General features: G+C 60.9%; 16 protein-coding genes and 2 tRNA genes. 7 read left to right on the forward strand and 11 right to left on the reverse strand.

All coding sequences use genetic code 11. The features are described from left to right. Positions 1 to 9: 9 nt before the first annotated feature. Positions 10 to 1,812, reverse strand: a complete 1,803-nt coding sequence (locus E2K99_RS13675; RefSeq protein WP_134222572.1) for a sensor histidine kinase — start codon at positions 1,810 to 1,812, stop codon at positions 10 to 12. 130 nt (positions 1,813 to 1,942) lie between these two features. Between E2K99_RS13675 and E2K99_RS13680 the strand changes: the two genes are divergently transcribed. The 6 genes from E2K99_RS13680 (at position 1,943) to E2K99_RS13705 (ending at position 7,280) form a co-directional block, all read left to right on the forward strand. Then, on the forward strand, positions 1,943 to 2,221 hold the full coding sequence (locus E2K99_RS13680) for a hypothetical protein (protein WP_134222573.1): 279 nt from the start codon (positions 1,943 to 1,945) through the stop codon (positions 2,219 to 2,221). A gap of 62 nt (positions 2,222 to 2,283) precedes the next feature. Further along, complete coding sequence (locus E2K99_RS13685; RefSeq protein WP_134222574.1) at positions 2,284 to 2,772, forward strand: Csu type fimbrial protein; 489 nt, start codon at positions 2,284 to 2,286, stop codon at positions 2,770 to 2,772. A gap of 248 nt (positions 2,773 to 3,020) precedes the next feature. Continuing rightward, positions 3,021 to 3,755: a fimbrial biogenesis chaperone gene (locus E2K99_RS13690; protein WP_240733720.1), complete on the forward strand. Its 735-nt coding sequence runs from the start codon at positions 3,021 to 3,023 to the stop codon at positions 3,753 to 3,755. Continuing rightward, positions 3,752 to 6,055 carry a fimbria/pilus outer membrane usher protein gene (locus E2K99_RS13695; RefSeq protein ID WP_240733721.1) on the forward strand — a complete coding sequence of 768 codons (2,304 nt, stop codon included), beginning with the start codon at positions 3,752 to 3,754 and terminating at the stop codon, positions 6,053 to 6,055. The genes E2K99_RS13690 and E2K99_RS13695 overlap by 4 nt, the downstream gene beginning before the upstream one ends. A 26-nt stretch (positions 6,056 to 6,081) precedes the next feature. Then, positions 6,082 to 6,567, forward strand: a complete 486-nt coding sequence (locus E2K99_RS13700; protein WP_051156439.1) for a Csu type fimbrial protein — start codon at positions 6,082 to 6,084, stop codon at positions 6,565 to 6,567. Positions 6,568 to 6,779: 212 nt separating this feature from the next. Next, positions 6,780 to 7,280 carry a Csu type fimbrial protein gene (locus E2K99_RS13705; protein WP_039787206.1) on the forward strand — a complete coding sequence of 167 codons (501 nt, stop codon included), beginning with the start codon at positions 6,780 to 6,782 and terminating at the stop codon, positions 7,278 to 7,280. 242 nt (positions 7,281 to 7,522) lie between these two features. On the opposite strand, the gene E2K99_RS13710 is transcribed toward E2K99_RS13705, so the two are convergent. The 7 genes from E2K99_RS13710 to clpX form a co-directional block, all read right to left on the reverse strand. Then, positions 7,523 to 10,105, reverse strand: a complete 2,583-nt coding sequence (locus tag E2K99_RS13710; RefSeq protein ID WP_134222575.1) for a 2-oxoglutarate dehydrogenase E1 component — start codon at positions 10,103 to 10,105, stop codon at positions 7,523 to 7,525. 234 nt (positions 10,106 to 10,339) lie between these two features. Beyond that, positions 10,340 to 11,983: a methyl-accepting chemotaxis protein gene (locus tag E2K99_RS13715; protein WP_134222576.1), complete on the reverse strand. Its 1,644-nt coding sequence runs from the start codon at positions 11,981 to 11,983 to the stop codon at positions 10,340 to 10,342. Between the two features lie 611 nt (positions 11,984 to 12,594). Next, positions 12,595 to 12,671: transfer RNA gene (locus E2K99_RS13720), tRNA-Asp, on the reverse strand. A gap of 25 nt (positions 12,672 to 12,696) precedes the next feature. Beyond that, a tRNA-Val gene (locus E2K99_RS13725) sits at positions 12,697 to 12,772 on the reverse strand. Positions 12,773 to 12,822: 50 nt separating this feature from the next. Continuing rightward, positions 12,823 to 13,095 (reverse strand): HU family DNA-binding protein, encoded by a 273-nt coding sequence (locus E2K99_RS13730; RefSeq protein ID WP_008329418.1) that lies wholly within the window; start codon positions 13,093 to 13,095, stop codon positions 12,823 to 12,825. Positions 13,096 to 13,381: 286 nt separating this feature from the next. Next, positions 13,382 to 15,790 carry an endopeptidase La gene (gene lon, locus E2K99_RS13735; RefSeq protein WP_134222577.1) on the reverse strand — a complete coding sequence of 803 codons (2,409 nt, stop codon included), beginning with the start codon at positions 15,788 to 15,790 and terminating at the stop codon, positions 13,382 to 13,384. Positions 15,791 to 16,073: 283 nt separating this feature from the next. Continuing rightward, positions 16,074 to 17,339 (reverse strand): ATP-dependent Clp protease ATP-binding subunit ClpX, encoded by a 1,266-nt coding sequence (gene clpX, locus E2K99_RS13740; RefSeq protein WP_121045673.1) that lies wholly within the window; start codon positions 17,337 to 17,339, stop codon positions 16,074 to 16,076. A 260-nt stretch (positions 17,340 to 17,599) separates the two neighbouring features. Here clpX and E2K99_RS13745 point away from each other — a divergent pair. Beyond that, positions 17,600 to 18,951 (forward strand): IS3 family transposase gene (locus E2K99_RS13745; RefSeq protein WP_134220985.1). Its coding sequence is split into 2 segments (ribosomal slippage): positions 17,600 to 18,103 and positions 18,106 to 18,951, totalling 1,350 coding nucleotides; the frame shifts between segments, so codons are not numbered across the junction. 98 nt (positions 18,952 to 19,049) lie between these two features. On the opposite strand, the gene clpP is transcribed toward E2K99_RS13745, so the two are convergent. The 3 genes from clpP to E2K99_RS13760 all read right to left on the reverse strand — a co-directional run bounded on the left by clpP (position 19,050) and on the right by E2K99_RS13760 (position 21,858). Beyond that, positions 19,050 to 19,676: an ATP-dependent Clp endopeptidase proteolytic subunit ClpP gene (gene clpP, locus E2K99_RS13750; protein WP_034341328.1), complete on the reverse strand. Its 627-nt coding sequence runs from the start codon at positions 19,674 to 19,676 to the stop codon at positions 19,050 to 19,052. Between the two features lie 51 nt (positions 19,677 to 19,727). Next, the gene (gene tig / locus E2K99_RS13755) at positions 19,728 to 21,077 is read right to left on the reverse strand and encodes a trigger factor (RefSeq protein WP_034350407.1); all 1,350 of its coding nucleotides are present in this window, start codon (positions 21,075 to 21,077) and stop codon (positions 19,728 to 19,730) included. 283 nt (positions 21,078 to 21,360) lie between these two features. After that, a complete protein-coding gene (locus E2K99_RS13760; protein ID WP_134222578.1) occupies positions 21,361 to 21,858 on the reverse strand; it encodes a CreA family protein in 498 nt (165 codons plus the stop codon). Between the last annotated feature and the right edge of the window lie 98 nt (positions 21,859 to 21,956).

Consider the following 21,956-nt stretch of genomic DNA (forward strand, 5'->3'; position numbering starts at 1 on the left):
TGAGTCGGTTCAATTCTCATCGGACGATCGGCGCGCTTCGCCCAGGCTGGGCAGCACGCCCTTGCGCGGCAACGCGAAGTAGAAGCTGGCCCCTTCCCTGGGCTTGCTCTCGGCCCAGACCCGGCCGGTGTGGCGCACCACGATGCGCTGCACCAGCGCCAGGCCAATGCCGGTGCCGGCGTATTCCTCCTGACGATGCAATCGCTGGAAGGTACCGAACAGCTTGTGCGCATAGCGCATGTCGAAGCCGACGCCATTGTCGTGGATGCCATAGACGTATTCGTCCGCATTGGCCTGCATGGTCACGCACACGCGCGGCTGCTCGCTCTTGCTGCTGAACTTGACTGCATTGGACAGCAGGTTTTCCCATACTTGCGCGATCAGCCCGCGATTGGCGACCGCACCTTCCAGACGCGGCACGTCGAAGATCACGCCGGGGTTTTCCTGCTGCAGACCAGCGACCACCTGCGCCACCAGTTCGTCCATCGAGAAGCGCTGCAAGGTCAGTTCACCGGTAGTGGACTTGGCCAGCTTGAGCAGGTCGTTGATCAGCGCATCCATCTTGCGCACGTTGCGGCGGATCACCTGCAGCTGCTCGCGTCCTTTCTCGTCGATGGCGTGGGCGTAGTCCTCTTCGAGGATCATGGCATAGCCGGAGATGGCACGCAGCGGCGCGCGCAAGTCGTGCGAAACCGAATAGGAAAAACTCTCCAGCTCCTTGTTCACGTTGTGCAGGTGCTGGGCCTGGCGCTCCAGGTCGGCATTGAGGGCCTCGATCTCTTCCTCGGCGCGCTTGCGTTCGGAGATGTCGTAGATCACGGTGCGGCTGATGAGCTTGCTGTTGTCGCGGCTGGGAATGGCGGTGGCATTGACCAGCGCGGTGAATTCGCTGCCATCGGCGCGGCGGAAGTTGAGGTCGATGCCGCTGATCTCGCGCCTGAGCAGGAACTGGGGTTGCAGCTCGCGCTCGTAGCGCGCGGCGCTAGCCGGGGCCAGCAGGTCGGCCTGGGTCATGCGGCCCACCACCTGTTCGCGCGTGTAGCCCAGCCATTTCAGTTCGGTGTCGTTGATCTTGATGATGCGCTTGTCGGTCTCGTCGACCGAGTGATAGCCGCAGGGCGCGTTGTTGTAGAGATCCTCGATCTCGTCCGAATAAGCTTGTGCGCGCTGCTGGGCCTCGACCCGGCGCGACATTTCCTTGCGCAACTTGCGGTAGACCAGCAGCAGCAAGGCAATGCTGAGCAGGCTGCCGCTGATGACCATGAAAATGGTCAGATTGGCGCTCATGGCCGTGTCATGTGAGCGCGTGGCCAACAATGCGTTCTCGTTGCCCTTCATCTGCTCAAAGCAGGTGCGGATGCGCTCACCCAGTTCCTTGCCCTCCAGCACGCGGGCGCGGCCCTCTTCCTGGCTCAGTTCCATCAGCTGGCGCGACAGCGTCAGGCGCTGCATCACCAGGTCTTCGGTCTGACTGAGCAAAACAGCCTGCCGCGGGTTGTCGCTCAGCAGGCGGCGCAGATCCTGCAGCAGTGCGTTGACATGACGCACCCCGGACTCGAAATTGTTGCGGTATTCCTGCTCACCCGAAAGCGCAAAGCCGCGCGAACTGCTGACTGCGTCGCGCAGGGTCGAGTTGGCTTCTTCCAGCTTGTTGAGCACCGTGTAGCTATGCTGCAGCCAGACGGCGCGCCGCTCGAAGTCACGCACGCTATGGTACGAAAAAGCTGCCACGCCCAACGAGAGCAACAGGGCCAGCAGGAAGAAAATGCCGGTGCTGGCTCGGGCCAGTCCGCTTTGTCTGGTTATCGGCATGGTTCACGTTTCATTGTTCTGCCAGTCACGCTTGCGGCTTGAGAGCCGGTTACCCGACCACCCGCCCGAATACAGCGCGCATGCGGCAGGCTGCTCGGGTGTTCATCCTGTGTGTTGCCGGGAACCGCGCATGCACACGCACCTGGATGCGGCGTGGCCATTCCCCCCCGCAGCAGCCCGGCCAACCTGTCTGCGCCAGGTTGGTGAGGGGGCGGCTGAAGTGTCTCCTTGCTGCCTGTCCCGATACCGGAATACGGCCTATCCGATATCAACTGTTTTCTTTCTGTCAGCAAATGGAACCAACATCTTCAAATTCGTGGAAAACGCTGTTGCGCAAATGCGCCATGCGATGCGCATCAAGCCCAGCTATCCGGCATTTTCCTATTGTTTATTCGAATTAATTCTATAATAGATTCCGACATTTACCCGTTTTTTCCGGGCTTGGGCCCGAGCTCTGCCGGCGCGTATTCGATGAAAAATTCACATTCCCTGCTACTGGCTGCCGGCCTCCTGAGTTGCGTCAATCTAGATGCACTGGCTGTTTCCTCCACCGGCAGCCTGGAAATTTCCGCCATCGTCCCCTCGCAATGCGTGGTCCAGAGCGCCGCCCTGCCCTTCGGCCGCTATGCGGCCAGCGCCCTGCAGCAGAATGCGCAGATCGGCGTGGCTTGTTCCAATGGCACCAGCTATACCGTGAGCCTGGATGGTGGTACCGGCAGCGGTGCCAACGTCGCCACGCGCAAGCTGAGCACAGCGGATGGCGTCAACACCCTCAACTACGGTCTGTATCAGGATGCTGCGCGTACCCGTTCCTGGGGCAACAGCACTGGCAGCGATACGGTGGCCGGCGTGGGCAACGGCAGCAACCAGAACATCCCGGTCTACGGCTATATCCCGGGCGGCCAGACCGCCCGTGCGGGCAGCTACAGCGACGTGGTGGCCATCACCCTGTCCTACTGATCCCGGTCAACGCCGGCGCAGCGCCGGCAGGCCAACGCAATGGCGCGGCTCTCCACGGAGCCGCGCCATTTTTCTTGCCCGCACCGCTGGCGCTGGCGCCTCGAAGTTACTGATGAGCAAATTTTTTGTTGATTATTGATCACATTGTGTGGCTGGCTTGCAACTTTCTTCACACTTTTTGACCTATTTCGTTTTAATCTAGCAAAAAACTGACAACGATCTGACAACCAGAGTGGAGATGTCGTAGCGTGACGAGATCAGCATCCATAGGGGGGCGGCTGGTGCGCGTAATGGCGCTGGCTTGCCTGGCAAGTACGGTGGGGTGGCAGGCAGCCCACGCGTCCAATTTCGAGATCGCTCCGGTAGTGCTGGAGCTGTCGTCCTCGCGCACGGCCGGCGTGATCAAGATCGTCAACAACGACAATCACAATGTGTCCCTGCAACTGCGCGCCTATGACTGGCAGCAGGCGGACAGCAAGGATGAGCTGCAACCCACGCAGAACCTGATCCTCAGTCCCCCCGTGTTCAATCTGGCCCCCGGTGCCTCGCAGGTGATCCGGGTGGTGGCCAAGCAGCCGGCCGCACCGATCGAGATCGCCTATCGCCTGCTGATCGATGAAATCCCCGCCGCCACCGAGGGAGCCACCATCAATTTCAAATTCCGCATTTCCATGCCGGTGTTCATCGCACCGTCCGCCGCGCCCAAGGCCCAGCTGGAGTATCAGCTGCGCGCCGGCAAGCCCTTGCGCCTGCTGGTCGAAAACAGCGGCAACCGCCGCGCACGCCTGCTGGACCTGGCGCTGACGCTGCCCAATGGCAAGAAGCTGAGCGCGCCGGGCGGGGGCAATCCCTACACCCTGGCCGGCATCACCCGGCAATACCTGATCGAGAGCGACACCCCGCTTGCCGTGGGCAGCCGAGTCAAGCTGACTGCCAACAGCGATGCCGGGCCGATTGATGCCGAACTCACCGTGGCACCTTGATTCGCACGGCACGCTGGTTTGCTTCCCTCCTCCTGGCCGGGTGCCTGGCCATGGTGGCGCTGGCGCGGGCTGCCGAGCCGGGTGACGAGATCCTGTTGCTGGAGGTTTCCATCAACGGACGCAACACCAGCCTGGTAGCGCAGTTCACGCGCCGCCAGCAGGCACTGTATGCCACGGCATCGGAACTGCGCAGCCTCAAGCTGCGCGTCGACGGCGCGGATGAGGAGCTGATCGCCCTGCGCGCCCTCACGACGGCAGTCGACCTCGACGAGGCCGGTGCCAAGATCAACCTGATGGTCCCGGCCCGTTTCATGAACACCACCGACATCGACGCCGCCAGCATCGCCAGCAAGGTCCCCCTGTCACCCGGCGGACAGGGGCTGGTGCTGAACTACGACCTGCTGGCGTCCAGCAGCCAGAACCAGCACGCGCTGGGCGGACTGTTCGATGCGCGCTGGTTCTCCGGCAGCAGCGTGTTCAGCTCTACCGGGCTGGGCTATACCGGCAATAGCGGCGGGGTGTCGGCCCGGCTGGAATCGACCTACACCTATTCGGACCCGGCCACGCTCACCCGCTATCGTCTGGGCGATGTCATCAACAGCAGCCTGGCCTGGAGCCGCTCGGTGCGTCTGGGCGGTTTCCAGTACGCATCGGATTTCAACCTGCGGCCGGACCTGGTGCGTTTTCCCACGCCGTCGCTGGGCGGCGAAACGGTAGTCCCTTCGACCGTCGACCTGTTCGTCAACGGCGTGCGCCAGCTCTCGCAGCCGGTGCCGCCCGGTCCCTTCGAGATCCGCCAGCCGCCCATCGCCAGCGGAGCCGGCCAGATCGCCGTGGCGGTGACTGACGAACTGGGTCGCCAGACCTTCCGCACCATCAACTTCTACGCCACCGACCGGCTGCTGAAACCGGGCCTGTCCTCCTATTCGGCCGAAGGCGGCTGGGTGCGGCGCAATTACGGTCTGCGCAGCAATGACTATGGACAGTTCGCTCTCTCCGGCACGGCCCGCCATGGGATGAGCGACTGGCTCACCCTGGAAGGGCATGCCGAAGCCATGCGCAGTCTCAAGCTGGCCGGCGGCGGCGCGGTCTTCAACCTGGGCAATCGTGCGGTGTTGGCCAGCTCGCTGGCGGCCAGCAGCAGCGAGGGCAATTCCGGCCAGCAAGTCTCGCTGGCCATCGAGCGCAATGCCGATCCGGTCAGCCTGTCGCTGTCGCGCACGCAATCCACGCGGGGCTATCAGGATATCGGTGCGCTGCAGGGGGCCCCGGTCTCGCGCAGCGCCACGCTGGCGACGCTGGGCCTGAACCTGCGTGAATACGGCTCGCTGAGCATGGCCTATGCACGCAGCAAGAGTCCGCTGCTGTTCACCGACCTCGGCACCAGCAATCTGGCAGACAGCGAGACCGTGACGGTGACCTGGTTCAAATCGGTCGGCAACACGTCCAATTTCTATCTCACGGCCTATCGCGACTTTCGCAGCAGCGGCTACGGTGCCACCATCGGGCTGATCATCCCCTTCGGCGGCCGCGACGTGGCCGGGGCCAGCGTGAGCAACAATAACGGCCAGCGCACCAGCACGCTGCAAGCCAGCCGCTCGACGGTGGCCATCGGCGATCTCGGCTGGCAATTGCAGGATACCGAGGGCAGCTATCGGCAGCGCATCGGCCAGCTCAACTACAAGAGCCGCTACGGCAGCGTCAGCGCGGCAGCCTCGCAATCGAACGGTGCCACCAGCCAGCGCCTGGGTGCGCGCGGTGCGCTGGCCTTCATGGATGGCAGCGCCTTCGCCACCGACTGGATCGAGGACAGCTTCGCGGTGGTCAATGCCAGCGGGGTCAAGAATGTCGGCATCTACAACGAAAACCGCTACGCCGGCCGCACCGACGACAACGGCCAATTGCTGCTGACCGACCTGCGTGCCTATGACGTCAACAAGATCTCGGTGGACGTGCTGGACCTGCCGCTGACCCTGCAACTGGACCAGTCAGACCAGTACGTGAAGCCGCGCGACCGCTCCGGTGTGGTGGTGCATTTCAACGCCCGGCGCGCCTCGGACGTGACCATCATCCTCAAGGACGCCGCGGGGGAATTCATTCCGCTCGGCTCCTCCATCCGCGTACGCGAGAGCGGCCTGCAGGCACCGGTCGGCTATGACGGCGTGAGCTATCTGCAGGAACTGGGGCCGGTCAACACGCTGGACGTACTGCTGCCATCCGGAGCCCGCTGCCAGGCCATGCTGACGCCGCCGGCACGCAGCGAAGGTGGCATGAGCGATGAAATCGTGACCTGCCGTTGAAGGGCGGCCTGCATCGTGGAGAGCACATGAAGAACACTATCCATTCCGTGTCCCTGGCTGCGCTGGCGCTGCTCATCGCATTGGCCGCTGGTCCGGCGCAGGCCCAGCAACTCTGCTCGGCGGCGTCCAATCCGGTGTCCTTCGGCCTCTACGACCCGCAATCCAGCAGCAACCTCGACAACACCGGCAACATCACCGTCACCTGCCAGGCGACTGCATCGCTGCTGATCGCCTATACCGTCAAGCTCAGCGCAGGCAGCAGCGGTGCCTATGCCCAGCGCAAGATGCTCAGCGGCGCCAACAGCCTCAACTACCAGGCGTATCGCGACGCCGCGCACACCTCCGTGTGGGGCGATGGTTCCTCCAGCACCAGTTTCGTCAGCGACGGCTACCTGCTGCAGGTCCTCACGCCGGTGAGCAGGTCCTACACCGTCTACGGGCGCGTACCGGGCAGCCAGAACGTCAAGGCTGGCAGCTATATGGATACGCTGACGGTGCTCATCACCTACTGAGCGGAACCGACAAAGCAGGTGGAGAATTGCTGATGAGCTTGATAAACGTTCTCGTTGCGATTCAGGTTTTCCCTGACGAAAATTGACAGGGTGATAGGGAATAGCCGGATGTCTGATCCGGGCTCCGGAAACTAAAGTATCTCCATACCAACGCTGCACAGGGAAGTTCTTGCAAGGGGCGAGGACGGGGCAGCCAGACCAGGAGAAACAAAATGTTCTTCATCAAGAAAAATCGCATCGTCGCTGCTTCCATCGCTGCTGTCGTGCTGGCTTCCAGCGCACCGGCTTCCTTCGCTGCCACCGCCAGCGGCACGCTGACCATCAGCGCCTCGGTGGTCGCCGCCTGCACCGTGGTCGGCTCGGCCATCGCCTTCGGCGCCTACACCCAGAGCGTGGTCAACCAGTCCGGCACCATCACCGTGCTGTGCACCAACGGCACCGCCTACAACGTCGGTCTGGACGCCGGCACCGGCACCGGGGCCAGCGTGAGCAACCGCAAGATGAGCGCAGCCGGCGGCGGCACCCTGAACTATGCGCTGTACCGCGATTCGGCCCGCAGCAACAACTGGGGTTCGACCATCGGCACGGATACCCTGACCGGCACCGGTTCCGGCCTGACCCAGACCCTGACCGTCTACGGCCAGATCCCGGCGGCCCAGACGCCGCTGGCCGGTTCCTACTCGGATACCGTGACCGTGACGCTGACCTACTGAACGACGGAAGTATTCAAGGATTCAAGGATTGAACGCTGACAGGATGGCCTGACGCGCTTTTGACACAAGGATTGCACTGCAAGCATTGCGCTGCAGCTTGACGATCCTGCAAGGCGCGGACTACAACATCAGCTGCGATGCATACCGGGGAAACCGGAGGGGGTGGGCGGTGTACTTCATGATGAAGTACACCGTTTTTTTTCATCCGCCGAGGCGTGGCTTGGCGCGTCGGCCTGATACGTTCATGCAGGGAATACGGACTGCACCAGCGCCGCCTGCTGGGTATAGTGGCGGGCCTTGGACGCCGTCGGACCGGCATCGGTATCCGGCCGTGTTACGGCCCGCAGACGCACCTGCAACGGCAAGGCCGCTTCGATGGCATCCCGTACGCACAGCCAGGCCCCCTGCTTGCGCTCTTCCTCCTGTACCCAGATCACTTCCTCCAGCTGCGGATAGCTGCGCAAGACAGCACCCAGCCTGTCTTGGGGGAAGGGATGCAGCTGCTCCACGGTCAGCAGGACAGTGCGCGTGTCGCCCGCCTTGCGGCGGCCGTCGGCCAGGTCGTAGCAAACCTTGCCACTGCACAAGACCACCCGCTGCACCTGTGCGGCCGGCGGCGCATCGGCATCCTCCACCAGCGGCTGGAAGTCCCCCTGCAACAGGGCCGACAAGGGCGACTGCGAACGCACTTCGCCATGCAGCACCGATTTGGGGGTGAAGACCACCAGCGGACGGTCGCCCTGCAGTGCCTGCTGACGCAGCAGGTGGAACCACTGCGCCGAACTGGACGGATACGCCACGCGCATGTTCTCCTGCGCGCACAGCAGCAGCATCCGGCTGAGGTAGCCGGTCGAGTGCTCCGGCCCCACGCCTTCATAGCCGTGCGGCAGCAGCACGGTCAGCGCCGAGGGGTAGCCCCATTTGCCGCGACCGGAGGCGATGAACTGGTCGATCATGATCTGGGCCCCGTTGACGAAGTCGCCGAACTGGGCCTCCCAGATGACCATCGCACCGGGCCCCGCCTGTACGCTGAATCCATATTCGAAGCCAACCACTGCCTCTTCACTCAGCGGTGAATTGACCACCTCCAGCGCCGTACCGGGCGCAGCCACCTGGCGCAGCGGCCAGAAGGCCTGCTGCACGCCTTGCGCCGCGTCGATCGCATGCCAGACGGCGTGCCGCTGCATGAAGGTGCCGCGTTGCACATCCATACCGGAAATGCGCAGCCCCTGCCCTTCCCACAGCAAGGAGGCATAGGCCATGTTTTCGGCGAAATTCCAGCTGCACGCGTGATCGCTGGAGCTGACGCTGTCCTGCCACTGCGCAATCAGCCGCGTGACTGCAGGATGTGCAGCAAAGCCTTCCGGCAAGCGCGTCATGCGTTCCACGAACTGGCGCAGGCGCAGCAGGTCCGGCGCGTCGGGCTTGACGGCCAAGGCGGGGGCCCTCGGTTGCGCCGCCGGGGCGGATGGACAACTGTTGCGGAAGCTTGCGAGCACTTGCTGGCTGCTCACCGCCAGCAGCGTCGCGCCGTCGTCCGAACCGGGCCACCCGGCCTGGGCATAGAGCTGCGTGACCGGCGGATGCTTGTCGATGAACCCGTGCAGCAGGGGCTGGGTCACGGTCGCCGTATCCTGTTCGGCATGCCCCCAGCGACGATAGCCGACCAGGTCGATCACCACATCGGCGCCAAACTGCATGCGATAGTCGAAAGCGATCCGCGCGGCACGCAGTACCGCCTCCGGCTGGTCGGCGTTGACGTGCAGCACTGGCGCGCCGACGATGCGGGCGATGTCGGTGCAGTAGCCATGATTGAGGGGATCGAGCGGATTGGGCGTGGTGAAGCCGATCTGGTTGTTGACGATCACGTGGACCGTGCCGCCCACGCTGTAACCCGGATGCAGGGATAGCTTGAGCGACTCCATCACCACGCCCTGGCCGCAGAAGGCAGCATCGCCATGGATCACTACCGAGGCCGGCATGGGTGATTGCGGATGCGCACTGCGGTAGCCGCGCACCATGCCCAGCAGCACCGGATAGGCGCTTTCCAGATGGGAGGGATTGTGCGCCATGAACAGACCCAGCTGACCATGGGCAGTGGTGCGCACGGTTTCGGCTCCCAGATGGTAAGGCAGATCCACTGCGCCGGCTGCTGCTGCGGTCGTGCTCGCCGCGTCGAAATACGCCACGATATCGGCCGCCGGCATCTGCATCAGGTTCACCAGCAGGTTGAGACGGCCGCGATGCGGCATGGCCAGGAACAATTGCTCCAGCTGATAGAAACTGCTGCGCTCGGCCAGCGCATCCATCAGTACCAGCAGCGCTTCGCAGCCTTCCAGCGAAAAGCGCTTGGCGTGCGGATAATCTTGCTGCAGGTAGTGCTCCCACTGTTCGGCGGCAGCCAGCCGGGCCAGGATGGCGGCGCGCTCGGCAGTTGCAGGATCGGCACCCGGGTCGCGCGCGGCCAGGCGTGCAAACAGCCACTGGCGGCGGGACTCATCACGTACGCCACTGGCATCGAGGCCGAGCGGGCCGCAATACAGCCGACTCAGAAAATGCGTCAATTCCTTCACATTGGTGAGGCCCAGCCCCTCCAGAAAGCGGTGCTGGCCCAGCGCCAGGTCCTCATCCTTCAGATCGTGGTGTTGGGGCAGCAAGGCAGGGATCTCGGGCACCGAGAGCGTGCCCAGAGGATCGATGTCAGCGATCCGGTAACCCTCATGGCGATAGGCCTCGATGAAGGATTGTATGCGGGCGTGGGCCAGGGCCTGGCGCGCATCGGACGTCTGCTCGGTGCTGCCGGCGGGGGAATGGTGGAGCGTCATGGCTAACCTTTCGGGGCTGGGTCGGGGGCGGACTGCGTGCAGCGCCCTGAGCAGCGGCGACGCACGCAACGGACGTGTCCGCTCCTGCCAGCCGGCTGCCAGGCCTTTTCAGGCCGGGTGCGGCAGCAGCGTGCAGGGGGACACTTTGTTGTTGTCGCGCCCGGCGTGACGAAGCGGGCGCGGTCTCCTCGCAGATACCGGTTCAGGCGGCAGGCACGCCGCCCGGGTGAAGCATCAGCCCTGGATCAGCGACAGCTCGGGCTGGATGACCTTTTCGCGCGGACCTTTGCGCGAGGAAGCGGCATGGCCGCCAGCTTGGCCGTTGGCCAGCAACTCGCTGAGCCGGAAGCGGCCCATCAGCGCCGACAGCTGCTCGGCCTGGGATTGCAGTGCCTGGGAGGCGGCCGCATTCTGTTCCACCAGGGCCGAGTTTTCCTGGGTCATCTGGTCCATCTGGCTGATGGCCTGGTTGATCTGCTCGATGCCCTCGCTTTGCTCCTTGCTGGAGGCGCTGATATCGGTGATGAGGTCGGTGGCGTGCTTGATGCTGGCGATGACTTCATCGATGGTGGCGACGGTCTGCTCGACGATGCTGCTGCCGGCCTTCACATGACCGACCGAGCCTTCGATGAGCGACTTGATTTCCTTGGCGGCCACGGCACTGCGCTGGGCCAGGCCGCGCACTTCGCTGGCCACCACCGCAAAGCCACGTCCGTGCTCGCCGGCGCGGGCCGCTTCCACGGCCGCGTTCAGCGCCAGCAGGTTGGTCTGGAAGGCGATGCCATCGATGACCGTGATGATGTCGGCGATCTTGCCGGAGGAGGTGCTGATGGCGGTCATGATGTTGACCACCTGCTCCACCGAGGCACCACCGCGTACCGCGACATCCGAGGCGGAGACTGCCAGTTCGCTGGCCTGGCGGGCATTGTCGGCATTCTGGCGCACGGCCGAGGTCAGCTGCTCCATGGCGGAAGCGGTTTCTTCCAGCGAGCTGGCCTGCTGTTCAGTGCGATCCGACAGGCTCAGGTTGCCTTGCGCCAGTTCGCGCGCGGCCATGTCGATGGCGGAGGTGCCATTGCGCACGTTGGAGACGGTATCGTGCAGGTTATCGCTCATGTGCTGCAGCGCCTGCAGCAGGCGGCTGATCTCGTCCTTGCCGGCAGCATTGAGGCGATAGGACAGGTCGCCCTGGGCCACCGCTTCGGCCAGCACCACGGCGTGGCGCACGGGGGCGGTAATGGAGCGCGTGATGAGCACGCCGATCACCGACGCCAGTACCACGGCCACGGCGGCCAGCACGATCATCTGGATCACGGCCAGGTGGCCGTCCACAGCGACCTGGCGGGAATCTTCGACCATTTCCTGGGCCAGCGAATTGACCATCTTGTCGACCATGACGAAGTACTCCGTCTGCAGGCGCGCCAGATCGCCCTGGAAGAGCGTGGTCGCCTCGGCGCGTTCGCCGGTCTTCATCAATTCGAAGAACTTGCGCACGGCTACGCCGTAGGCCGAGCGGGCGGTGGTCTGCTCGGCGTAGAGCGCTTTGGTCTTGTCGGAATCGAGCATGCCTTCGAGCTGCTTGTAGGCCTCGGTGTTGGCCTTTCGCAGGCCGGCGTACTCATCCATGTACTTCACCGAAGCCTCAGGCGTGGTCGCCAGCAGGATGTTGGACAGCACCGCATTGGCCTTGTAGCCATTGTTCTTGATCTGGTTGCTCAAGGCGATGAGCTGGTACTTCTCGTTGACGATGCTGTTGATTTCAGCGTTGTTGGAAGACTGGTTCCTGACGCCGACCATGGCCGTCACCATGATCAGCAGCAAGACTACTGCAAAAGCGCCGCCCAGGCGGACGCCAATGTTGAAATTGGCGAGCTTCATCGCTACCCCCTTGTTTATCCCATTTGATGCCCACGTGCAGGCCCTGGCTGGACGACTTTGCCCCGAGTCGTCGTAGATTGCCCTGCGTGCCCATGACACTGCACCACTTTGCGAATCCGCAATGCGTCTCTTGGGTTCTCTTCACATCTTTGGGGAGCGGCTTGTGCCCTTCTTCCTCGGCCTGCTTGCAGGGGCCGGGTTCCCTCAAAAACATTGTGTGCCCCGGCTGTGCCGGTCTCCTGTTTTTTGAGAAATTGCAAATTCCGCTTCAGTGTAAACATTTCCGTGGAGAAAAGTACTTGAAACTCACATTTATTTGATACGTGTCGCGTAATTTTGTCAGGAGAGACAAATGATGCCACCGGGTGGGAAATGATGAGTGGAGTGAAGCTTTTTGCTGCGCAAAAACAAAAACGCCCCGTTCTTGCGAACGAGGCGTTTTATTTGGCGGAGCGGACGGGGCTCTCCTACACAGGCGCAGGCCGCGGAATCGCTTGCAAGCGATTCCCTTCTCGCCCCGCCGGGAGCCGCGCAGGCGGCTCCCTCCGCTCCGCATGTTTTTGCTGCGCAAAAACAAAAACGCCCCGTTCTTGCGAACGAGGCGTTTTATTTGGCGGAGCGGACGGGGCTCGAACCCGCGACCCCCGGCGTGACAGGCCGGTATTCTAACCAACTGAACTACCGCTCCTAAACTGGTGCTGACTGCAAGATGCTGGTGGGCGCTGAGAGGCTCGAACTCCCGACCTAAGCCTTGTAAGGGCTCCGCTCTACCAACTGAGCTAAGCGCCCCGGCAAACTTGTCAGTCTCGTTGCTTTGTTACCGCAGCATCGAAAGAACATTATTTTATAGCATCTTTTAAAGCTTTGCCAGCTTTAAATTTAGGAACCTTCGATGCCTTGATTTTCAGCGCGGCGCCCGTCTGAGGATTGCGGCCCGTACGCGCCGCACGCTTGCCCACCGCAAAAGTGCCAAAACCCACCAGGGTGACCGTGCCGTTCTTCTTCAGCGTGGTCTTCACTGCACCAATGAATGCGTCTACTGCTCGTCCTGCTGCTGCCTTGGAGATGTCTGCCTCGCCGGCAATGTGCTCAATCAGTTCGCCTTTATTCACTTACGCCCCTCGAACAAGTTTCTGGTTTGTTTGATTTCAAACGACGGTGCCTCGGCTCCAACACAGCGCGACAGAGCCCTCCTCACCATCGCTTGCCTGACGGAAATTTTCCGCAGCGGCTATTAAACAAGTCCATCAGCAGCACTGTCAAGCCAAGGTGCAACCATGACGCGATTTTCAGTGAGATTTTTTATTTCATTCCCATAGCCCGATACATGAATCCTTTTGGGACATAAAAAAGGCACCTCAACTGAGGTGCCTTTCAATGCGGATGACTCCCGCAGGATCAATGCTTCACAACCGGATCCGTCGCGCCTTCCTTCGGCTTCACGGCTGCTTCGACGATCGCTTCCTCTTCCGTCAGCGGCACCGGCTGGCGTTCCAGTGCCACTTCCAGGACCTTGTCGATCCAGCGCACCGGAATGATCTCCAGCTTGTTCTTGACGTTGTCCGGGATCTCGGCCAGATCCTTCACATTCTGCTCAGGAATCAGCACGGTCTTGATGCCGCCGCGATGCGCCGCCAGCAGCTTTTCCTTCAGACCGCCGATGGGCAGCACCTCGCCGCGCAGCGTGATTTCACCGGTCATCGCCACATCAGCACGCACCGGAATGCCGCTGAAGATGGACACCAGCGCCGTGGTCATCGCAATACCGGCCGACGGACCATCCTTGGGCGTCGCACCTTCCGGCACGTGGATGTGGATGTCGCTCTTCTCGAACACCTCATTCTTGATGCCCAGCTTGCGGGCACGGCTGCGAACCACGGTACGGGCAGCCTCGATCGATTCCTTCATCACGTCGCCCAGGGTACCGGTGCGGATGATCTGGCCCTTGCCGGGCATGTTCACCGCTTCGATGGTCAGCAGGTCGCCGCCGACTTCGGTCCAGGCCAGGCCGACCACCTGGCCGATCTGGTTTTCCTTCTCGGCCATGCCGAAGTCATAACGACGCACGCCCAGGAACTTGTCCAGGTTGCGCGAGGTGACGGTGACCTTCTTCTCCTGCTTCTTCAGCAGCAGCAGCTTGACCACCTTGCGGCAGATCTTCGAGACTTCGCGTTCCAGCGAACGCACACCGGCTTCACGGGTGTAGTAGCGGATGATGTCGCGGATGGCGGACTCGGCCACGCTGATCTCGCCTTCCTTCAGGCCGTTGTTCTTGATCTGCTTGGGCAGCAGGTAACGCTGCGCAATGCTGGTCTTCTCGTCCTCGGTGTAACCCGACAGGCGGATCACTTCCATCCGATCCAGCAGCGCCGGCGGGATGTTGAAGGAATTCGAAGTCGCCACGAACATCACGTCCGACAAGTCGAAATCAACTTCGATGTAGTGGTCGGAGAAGGTGTGGTTCTGCTCCGGATCCAGCACTTCCAGCAGGGCCGACGAAGGATCGCCACGGAAATCCATCCCCAGCTTGTCGATTTCATCCAGCAGGAACAGCGGGTTGCGCACGCCGACCTTGGACAGGCTCTGCAGGATCTTGCCCGGCATGGAACCGATGTAGGTGCGGCGGTGGCCACGGATCTCGGCTTCATCACGCACGCCACCCAGGGCCATGCGCACGAACTTGCGGTTCGTCGCCCGGGCGATGGATTGGCCCAGCGAGGTCTTGCCCACGCCCGGGGGACCGACGAAGCACAGGATCGGTGCCTTCAGCTTGTCCACGCGCTGTTGCACGGCGAGGTATTCCAGAATGCGTTCCTTGACCTTCTCCAGGCCATAGTGATCGCCTTCCAGCACCTTCTCGGCATTGGTCAGGTCGTTGTTGACCTTGGACTTCTTCTTCCAAGGCAGCGCCACCAGGGTGTCGATATAGTTGCGCACCACGGTCGCTTCGGCCGACATGGGCGACATGAGCTTGAGCTTCTTCAGCTCGGATTGCGCCTTTTCCAGAGCTTCCTTGGGCATCTTGGCAGCGGCGATCTTCTTTTCCAGCTCTTCCAGATCGGCACCGTCTTCGCCTTCGCCCAGTTCCTTCTGGATGGCCTTGACCTGTTCGTTCAGGTAGTACTCGCGCTGCGACTTTTCCATCTGGCGCTTGACGCGCCCACGGATGCGCTTTTCCACCTGCAGGATGTCCAGTTCGCCTTCCAGCTGGCCCAGCAGATGCTCGTAGCGCTTGGTGACGTTGAAGATCTCCAGGATCACCTGCTTCTGCTCCAGCTTCAGCGGCAGATGCGCGGCGATGGTGTCGGCCAGACGGCCGGCGTCATCAATACCGGCCAGCGAGGTCAGGATCTCGGGCGGGATCTTCTTGTTCAGCTTCACGTACTGGTCGAACTGCTGCACGATGGTACGGCGCATGGCTTCAACTTCAGCCTCATCGCCCTGCTCGGATTCGACCGGGGTCAGGTCGGCGACGAAGTGGGTTTCCAGTTCGCTGATGTGATGGATGCGGGCACGCTGCGCGCCTTCGACCAGCACCTTGACGGTACCGTCAGGCAGCTTCAGCATCTGCAGGATATTGGCCACGCAGCCAATTTCATAAATGTCTTCGGCCGAAGGCTCATCCTTGGCGGCGGCCTTCTGGGCTGCCAGCATGATGCTCTTGCCCTGCTCCATGGCCGCTTCCAGCGCCTTGATCGACTTCGGGCGGCCGACGAAGAGCGGAATCACCATATGCGGGAAGACAACCACATCCCGTAAGGGCAACAGCGGCAATTGCGATTGTTCTGTGAGTATAGGAGTCGTCATGGCGGGCCTTATCAATAAGTACTGTGAATGATGTTGGCACGAGTGACCAAAACACAAGTCCGGTGGAAGAAATATTCACCAGCTGCGCGTTGTCATGATCGCAACAAAATAAAAAAGCCACACGCGAAGCTAGCTCCGGGTGGCTTTTCGATGGAAGCCAGTTATGTGCGCCGGTTTATTTTACCGTGTTTGCGGTGACCGGACTTCGTGGTGGCTTCTTGCTTCCGGAAGGCCCCACTCGAGGGCCTTCCTTTTACTGCTCTTTACATCAATTGCCGGGCAATCAGCCGCCCGAGACCTTGGGTTGGTCGTGATAGATCAACAGCGGTTTGGCACCATTGGTGATGGTGTTCTCGTCGACCACCACCTTGGCGACGTTCTGCTCGCTAGGAAGTTCATACATCACATCCAGCAAGGCGTGCTCCAGGATGGACCGCAGGCCGCGTGCGCCGGTCTTGCGCGCCAGGGCCTTCTTGGCGATGGCATGCATGGCGGCCGGACGGATTTCCAACTCGGCGCCTTCCATCTGCAACAGCTTGGCGTACTGCTTGATCAGCGCGTTCTTGGGCTCGATCAGGATCTGGATCAGGGCTTCTTCATCCAGCTCGTTCAAGGTCGCGATCACCGGCAGACGGCCCACCAGTTCCGGGATCAGGCCGAACTTGACCAGGTCTTCCGGCTCGGCATTCAACAGAACTTCCGAATTGCTCTTCTGGGTCTGGCTCTTCACGCTGGCCGAGAAACCGATGCCGCTCTTTTCGGAACGGTCGGAAATGATCTTGGCCAGGCCATCGAAGGCGCCGCCGCAGATGAACATGATGTTGGTCGTGTCGATCTGCACGAAGTCCTGGTTCGGATGCTTGCGGCCACCTTGCGGCGGCACCGATGCCATGGTGCCTTCGATCAGCTTCAGCAGGGCCTGCTGCACACCTTCGCCGGACACGTCGCGGGTGATGGACGGGTTATCCGACTTGCGGGAAATCTTGTCGATCTCGTCGATGTAGACGATGCCCTTCTGGGCTTTCTCGACTTCGTAATTGCAGTTCTGCAGCAGCTTCTGGATGATGTTCTCGACGTCCTCGCCGACATAGCCGGCTTCGGTCAGCGTGGTCGCATCCGCGATCACGAACGGGACGTTGAGCATGCGTGCCAGAGTCTGTGCCAGCAAGGTCTTGCCGGAACCGGTCGGGCCCACCAGCAGGATGTTGCTCTTGGCCAGCTCGACGTCATCCTTTTTGCCGAGGTGCTTCAGGCGCTTGTAGTGGTTGTAGACCGCCACCGACAGGATGCGCTTGGCAGTAGCCTGTCCGATCACGTACTGATCCAGCAGGTCGGTGATTTCCTGCGGGGTTGGCAGATCCGACTTGGTGCCGGTGACGCTTTCCACGCTGGCGGCTTCATCACGGATGATGTCGTTGCACAGGTCGATGCATTCGTCGCAGATGAAGACCGAAGGACCGGCGATGAGCTTCTTCACTTCATGCTGGCTTTTGCCGCAGAAGGAGCAATAAAGCAGTTTTTCGCCGCTGGAAGATTTTTTCTCGGACATAGAGCTACTAGAGTAAAAGTTACGACCCGATCATACCCGCGAAATCCGGATTCGTCACGGCTTGGTCATTTTTGCTGTCCCAAATTGCTTCACAGGACTGCCGTATGACCGTTATATGTCAGCCCAGGTGCCATTTATCAAGCAAATAGAACCCGAAAAGCCGCTCTGTGCCAATTTCGTCAAAATTTGGCCAAAAAAAATGCCCGAACTGAACTGCACCCCAAAAGTTGGACATAAATCCAACCTTTGGGGTGTTTTTCATGGCGAAGTACGATGAGAAGTTCAAGCAGGAAGTGGTACAGAAATATCTAGCGGGAGGTAGTGCCAGAGGGCTTGCCAAGGAATATGGTCTGAAGCACAGCATAGTTCAGCGGTGGGTCCAGAGCTACCGACATCATGGCGTAGCGGGACTGATCAAGAAGCACGAGCACTATAGTGCCGAGTTCAAGCTATCGGTATTGACGCGAATGAAGCAGGATCAGTTATCACAGCGGGAAGTGGAGGCTATGTACGGACTTCGCGGCTGCGGGACGGTCAGTCGGTGGGAGCGCCTGTATCATGAGCACGGCCTGGCTGGATTGCAGCCGAAGCCGAAAGGACGCTCAATGATGATGAAGCCCAAGATTCCCGCAAAGCCCACAAGGAAAGACGACATGCGCCCACGCGAAGAATTGCTCGATGAAATCGAGTATCTGCGTGCGGAGGTTGATTACCTAAAAAAGCGTCGGGCCTTGATTCAGACAGAGCAAGCGGCTGCGCAAAAGCAGCGCGACTCGTCCAGGAATTGAGGCCACACCACAAGTTGCCTGTTCTGCTGAAGGTGGCCGGATTGGCGCGCAGCACATTCTATTACCAGATCAAGGCGCAGGAAGCAGGCGACAAATACGCGGCCGTGAAATCGCGCATCCGCAAGATCTATGACCGGCACAAAGGCAGGTATGGCTACCGCCGCGTCACGGACACGCTCAAGCAGGCAGGCCAACTGATCAATCACAAGACGGTGCAGCGCCTGATGAGCCAATTGGGCTTGAAGTCGCTGGTGAGGCCGAAGAAATACAGGTCGTATCGCGGCCCTGGGCACGCTCATGTGGAGAACTTGCTTCAGAGGAAATTCAAGGCAGAGCGGTTCGGAGAGAAGTGGGTAACGGATGTTACTGAATTCAAAGTCGGTGGAGAGAAGCTTTATCTGTCGCCTGTCATGGACTTGTACAACGGCGAGATCGTGTCGTATCAGACGAGTCGTTCACCCCAGTTCCAGATGGTCGACAGCATGCTCAAGAAGGCAATCTCGACCTTGAAGGGGACACGTCGCCCCATGCTGCACTCGGATCAGGGATGGCAATATCAGATGCACGCTTACCGGCGCACCTTGGCCGAAAACGGTATTAAGCAGAGTATGTCGCGTAGAGGGAATTGCCTGGATAATGCAGCCATGGAAAGCTTCTTCGGCACGCTCAAGTCGGAGTGTTTTTACCTGACTCGCTTCTCCAGCATCGAGCAGTTACAGATCGAGTTGCGCAAGTACATGCACTACTACAACCACCACCGCATCAAGAGCAAATTAAAAGGACTGAGCCCTGTGCAATACAGAACTCAGTCCTTTAGGCCTTAACCGGCTGTTGACCGTCCAACTTTATGGGGTCAGTTCACGAACCGCATTACGTTCGGGCATTTTTCGCGTTGGATCGTCGCCAATGCGATGACGCAAAGTCAAGCGCGCTGGGTCAGCACCTGGTCGATCAGGCCGTATTCCGCGGCGGCCTCGGCCGACATGAAATTGTCGCGATCGGTATCCTTGCTGATCTGCTCGACGCTACGGCCGGTCTTCTCAGCGAGGATGGTGTTCAGACGTTCACGCAGGTACAGGATTTCACGTGCCTGGATCTCGATATCCGATGCCTGGCCCTGGGCGCCGCCCAGAGGCTGGTGAATCATGATGCGCGAGTTCGGCAGCGAGAAACGCTTGCCCTTGGCGCCAGCAGCCAGCAGGAAAGCGCCCATGGAGGCAGCCAGACCCGTGCACAGCGTCGACACTTGCGGCTTGATGAACTGCATCGTGTCGAAGATCGCCATGCCGGCCGATACCGAACCGCCAGGCGAATTGATGTACAGGGAAATGTCCTTGTCCGGGTTTTCGCTTTCCAGGAACAGCAGCTGGGCCACGATCAGGTTGGCCATCGCATCATTGACCGGTCCGACCAGGAAAATGATGCGTTCCTTCAGCAGGCGCGAATAGATGTCGTAAGCGCGTTCGCCACGGCCACTCTGTTCGATCACCATCGGCACCATGCCGAGCATTTGGGTATCCAGTGCAGATTGCTTCATCAGACCTGTCATGTATGCATCCTTAAGCGTAAGAGTTTTCTGATACTACTAGAGAAAACCGGATTACGCTTGCGCCTGATTACCCATCAGTTCGTCGAACGAAACCGGCTTTTCCGAGACCTTGGCCTTGCCGAGAACGTAGTTGACGACGTTTTCTTCCAAAACAAGAGCTTCGACTTCGGCCAGACGGCGACGGTCGGAGAAGTAGTACTTCAGCACTTGTTGCGGATCTTCGTAGCTCTGGGCGAAGTCTTCGATCTGGGCCTTGACCTGCTCTTCGGTGGCTTCCAGCTTGTTCTGCTTGACCACTTCAGCCAGGATCAGGCCCAGGCGCACGCGGCGCTCGGCCTGGGCGGTGAACAGTTCCTTGGGCAGTTGCATGACCTTCGGGTCCATGCCGCGCTGGGCCATGTCCTGACGGGCCATTTCGGACAGGCGCTCGACGTCCTGGTCGATCAGGGCCTTGGGCACTTCCAGTTCCGACGCCTTGATCAGGGCGTTCATGACGCTGTCCTTGGTCTTGGCCTTGGTGCGGGCGGTGACTTCACGCTCCAGGTTCTTCTTGATGTCTTCGCGCATCTTGGTCAGATCGCCGTCTTCGATGCCCAGGGATTGAGCGAAGACTGCATCGACTTCAGGCATGTGGGCCCATTCGATCTTCTTGACGGTGATGGTGAATTCAGCGGTCTTGCCGGCCACGTCCTTGCCGTGATAGTCCTCGGGGAAAGCCAGCGGGAAGGACTTCGACTCGCCGACCTTCAGGCCGATGGTGGCTGCTTCGAATTCCGGCAGCATGCGGCCTTCGCCCAGCACGAACGGGAAGGCATCGGCCTTGCCGCCCTGGAATTCGACGCCGTCGATCTTGCCAACGAAGTCCACGGTCACGCGGTCGCCGTTCTGGGCCGACTGGTCGGCACCGCCGTCGCCGTGCGCGCCTTGCTCGCCCTTGACGTGGTAGTGCACGCGCTGCTTGCGCAGGATGTCGATGGTCTTGTCGATTTCGGCGTCGGAGACGGCCGCGGTGGTCTTCTCGACTTCAGCGCCGGACAGGTCGCCCAGGGTGACTTCCGGATAGACTTCGAAGGTGGCGTCGAAGGCCAGCTTGCCTTCGCCGGCTTCTTCGCTGGTCTTGGGTTCGATGCGGGGGAAACCTGCCACGCGCAGGTTGTTTTCGACAGCAGCGTCGTTGAATGCGCGGCCGACCTTGTCGTTCAGGACTTCGGTTTCGACCTGGTAGCCGAACTGGGCGGCAACCATCTTCATCGGCACTTTACCCGGACGGAAACCCGGTGCCTTGGCGGTACGGGCGCGCACCTTCAGGCGCTTTTCCACTTCAGCCTGAACATCGGCCAGCGGGAAAGACAGGGTCATACGACGTTCGAGTTTGCTCAGGGTTTCGACTGCAGTTGCCATTTAAATCGTCCAAATGTTAAGAATTCCGTAAGCCGGAGCATGCTGTCTTTCATCCCGATCATCAGACTGCAGACGAAAAGCGCCCTGCCCGGCCGCGCTAAAGCTCGCTATTTTATACGCAAAAAGCGCCGATAGTCCAAAAATGGGCTTGCCACGCTGCAAACAGCCGCAAATCCCCTCCAAAGCCCGCCGGGCCAGCCCCGGCGCGGCCCGCCAACGCATCACCGCCGCCGACGGATTGCCTGTCAGCAAAGTCCACCGTAAAGAATTTAGAGAATTTCCCTCATTTCACCGGAATCGGCGCGGAAGGTGCAACCGGCACGGCGGTGACGGCATTCATCGGGCTGCCATCGATGAGCTTGTCCGAATAGGTCAGGTAGACCAGCGTATTGCGCTTGGTATCGACCACCCGCACCACGTGCAGGCGTTTGAAGAGAATGGACATGCGCTCGCTGAAGACGTCTTCCTGGACCGGCAGCTTGTCCTGGAATTGCAGGGTCGGCGCCACCTGGCGGCAGGCGATGGAGGCTTCCGACTTGTCCTCGGCCAGGCCGACCGTGCCCTTGACGCCACCGGTGCGGGCACGCGAGACGTAACAGGTCACGCCCTGCACCTTAGGGTCATCATAGGCTTCGATGACCACGCGGTCGTTCTTGCCCAGCCAGCGGAAGGCGGTGCTGACATCGGCCAGTTCTTCGGCCGAGGCCACATGGGGAATGGTGGCGGCAAGGGCGAACACGGAGAAGATCGCCCCGGCCAGGACGCGTGCTTGATGTTTCATGAGGATGCCCGAATAAGGTGAATTGAATTTATGAAGGAGTGAAGTAGACCGTCATGCGCGCGCATTGTTCAGCTTGCATCGGCCAGCGACGCGGTTTT

It is taken from the genome of Herbaspirillum huttiense (genome assembly GCF_004367745.1).
GTDB classification, from domain to species: domain Bacteria; phylum Pseudomonadota; class Gammaproteobacteria; order Burkholderiales; family Burkholderiaceae_D; genus Herbaspirillum; species Herbaspirillum huttiense.

Excerpts from the sequence above, each read along its gene's own strand:
- E2K99_RS13700 (WP_051156439.1), top strand. The coding sequence starts at position 6,082 with ATGAAGAACACTATCCATTCCGTGTCCCTGGCTGCGCTGGCGCTGCTC.
- clpX (WP_121045673.1), bottom strand. The coding sequence starts at position 17,339 with ATGTCCGAGAAAAAATCTTCCAGCGGCGAAAAACTGCTTTATTGCTCC.
- lon (WP_134222577.1), bottom strand. The coding sequence starts at position 15,790 with ATGACGACTCCTATACTCACAGAACAATCGCAATTGCCGCTGTTGCCC.
- E2K99_RS13675 (WP_134222572.1), bottom strand. The coding sequence starts at position 1,812 with ATGCCGATAACCAGACAAAGCGGACTGGCCCGAGCCAGCACCGGCATT.
- E2K99_RS13685 (WP_134222574.1), top strand. The coding sequence starts at position 2,284 with ATGAAAAATTCACATTCCCTGCTACTGGCTGCCGGCCTCCTGAGTTGC.
- clpP (WP_034341328.1), bottom strand. The coding sequence starts at position 19,676 with ATGACAGGTCTGATGAAGCAATCTGCACTGGATACCCAAATGCTCGGC.
- E2K99_RS13710 (WP_134222575.1), bottom strand. The coding sequence starts at position 10,105 with ATGACGCTCCACCATTCCCCCGCCGGCAGCACCGAGCAGACGTCCGAT.
- E2K99_RS13680 (WP_134222573.1), top strand. The coding sequence starts at position 1,943 with ATGCACACGCACCTGGATGCGGCGTGGCCATTCCCCCCCGCAGCAGCC.
- E2K99_RS13715 (WP_134222576.1), bottom strand. The coding sequence starts at position 11,983 with ATGAAGCTCGCCAATTTCAACATTGGCGTCCGCCTGGGCGGCGCTTTT.
- E2K99_RS13705 (WP_039787206.1), top strand. The coding sequence starts at position 6,780 with ATGTTCTTCATCAAGAAAAATCGCATCGTCGCTGCTTCCATCGCTGCT.
- tig (WP_034350407.1), bottom strand. The coding sequence starts at position 21,077 with ATGGCAACTGCAGTCGAAACCCTGAGCAAACTCGAACGTCGTATGACC.
- E2K99_RS13760 (WP_134222578.1), bottom strand. The coding sequence starts at position 21,858 with ATGAAACATCAAGCACGCGTCCTGGCCGGGGCGATCTTCTCCGTGTTC.